Source organism: Gallibacterium salpingitidis, from assembly GCF_001678495.1.
GTDB lineage: Bacteria > Pseudomonadota > Gammaproteobacteria > Enterobacterales > Pasteurellaceae > Gallibacterium > Gallibacterium salpingitidis.
Map to the genome: position 1 here is coordinate 1 of NZ_JTJL01000095.1, position 1994 is coordinate 1994.

Consider the following 1994-nt stretch of genomic DNA (forward strand, 5'->3'; position numbering starts at 1 on the left):
GATATATTGCAAAGGGTCAATATCAACTTGAAGTCGTGCGTGAATAAGGTCAAGTGTAGATTGATATTCGCTAACTTGAGTATAAACGGTTGAGGCAAAATTTGAGCCAATCGCACGTAGTCCGGGTTCAATGTGTTTTAGCATTCTGTGCATTTCGTAGGTTGCACACCAAAATGAAGCTAATCGTCTAAGCTCGCTTTCTTTCCAGTTTAGAGTGAATGTTTTTTCTGGTTCGGGTAGGGCGAGTTGTTTTGGTTGTTGCAAAGCTCTGCGTTCGCACTCGATGAAATATTTGCGAACTTGTCGCCCTTTTTCATTGCGTTCAACCATTGCCAGTTCTTTGCCCATATCAAGGGTGATGTGATATTCCTTGCGTGGTCTGCCTAATGTGCGTTCTGTTACGATGATGTAGTCTTCGTTTTCGGTAAAGCCGTAGTCGGTTATGCGGTTTTTAATCCAGTTGTTAAAATCAGATTTTACTTCTAAGAATGCGTGCAAAGGTCTAGCATTGCAGAGTTGTACTGCTTGATTTGCAATTAAACCGCTGAAGACTGGAATTAAATTTGAATTTGTCATTTTGAGTTTCTCTGTATCTATATTTGAAAAAACTCATCACCGCAGAGGTCAAACATTGGTGATGAACTAGACAAGATTGACCTTACCGTTGATACAGAGTAAAACGGCGACCCTTTCGGATCTCCTGCCTAGCTCATCATTGGGCTTTTAGATAAATTTATCTAAAAGGTTATTTGGGACTTTTTCATAAATTTATGAAAAAGGTTTTCGTAAAAATTTACGAAAAGGTAGATTTGCTAGATTTCAGCTATAAAAAAAGCCGCTTTGAGCGACTATCATTTTCACCGCTCTGTATCATTTCAGGAGGTCAATCCCGACTTTCGTTTGAAAGTGGACATATCCTAAATCAAAGGGCGGTGGTTGTCAAATTATTTATTTTTGAAGAGATATTTAGTTATCACAAGTACTAAGCCGAATAGCTCAAGTAAGGTTCCTGTTATGTAGAGATGAAGAACATAGTTATCATATTTTAGTTCGCCGGCACCAACACCTATGAAAACCCTATTCATTACAAAAAGTTGGATAATCATTACACCGATTAACCAGTAAGCATAATGTGATTTTAAGGTAAAATCATTTTCTTTATCATCGTTGTCGAGTTTCTTTGAGCGTTGTTCTTCTTCGTCGGTTTTAGCCCAACTTTCTTCATCTTTAGCACTTTTTTCCGCTTTTTCTTTGATGATATCTTTTTCTTGTTCTCGTTCTCGTTTCTTTTCTTCTGAAACTTGATGAATAAATTCTTCAAATTGAGGCTGGGACATTTAACTAATAACCTTTTAAGGAATCTAAGCGATAGTTTAATGCTTCAGCAGACACTCTAAGAATAGCCGACTGTTCAATTACTATACTACGATTTGATAGGTCTAACTTTTTTAAATAGCTTTCAGGCATTAGTAGAGCTGCTGCGAATTTATTGGCAAAAATTTCTTCAGTATCTGTTCCACCGCTTGATTTGCTATTTCTATAATCAATTTTTTCATAGTTCTTTAGTTCAAGAATAAATGTATTATAGATATAGTGTCCAATTTCGTGAGCGATGGTAAAACGTTTACGAACATCAGGATCAGATTGATCTACTAAAATTATCGGATAATCCATATCTTTAGTTTTTACCAATGCTCCTGATGCATCGCCAGGCAAATTATCGTAAACAACGTTAATTCCGAAACACTTTGCAATAGCAATGGGATCAACAGGAATAACTTTATTCCAAAAGCTGTTAAGTACAGTTTCTGCAAAATATGCTGGATTTTGATGGCTATTCACGGTGTTTTCCAAATATAAAAATATTCTTATTTATCAATAAGTTTTATTGCTTAAAAAGGTTTGGTTAGCAAATCAAAACTTGACAATTTGTGTGTATGATATAACAAAATCTTACTTTTAAAAATACCGCAATTTATCTTTTGGTGAAAAAA

General features: G+C 35.5%; 3 protein-coding genes. All 3 read right to left on the reverse strand.

Annotated features, from left to right (window positions below):
• Window positions 1–576 (reverse strand): antA/AntB antirepressor family protein (locus tag QS62_RS11950; protein WP_082966205.1); only part of this gene is annotated, 576 nt, incomplete at its 3' end.
• A gap of 368 nt (window positions 577–944) precedes the next feature.
• The gene (locus QS62_RS11790) at window positions 945–1337 is read right to left on the reverse strand and encodes a hypothetical protein (RefSeq protein WP_066110408.1); all 393 of its coding nucleotides are present in this window, start codon (window positions 1335–1337) and stop codon (window positions 945–947) included.
• A gap of 4 nt (window positions 1338–1341) precedes the next feature.
• On the reverse strand, window positions 1342–1842 hold the full coding sequence (locus tag QS62_RS11795) for an ImmA/IrrE family metallo-endopeptidase (RefSeq protein ID WP_197496316.1): 501 nt from the start codon (window positions 1840–1842) through the stop codon (window positions 1342–1344).
• Between the last annotated feature and the right edge of the window lie 152 nt (window positions 1843–1994).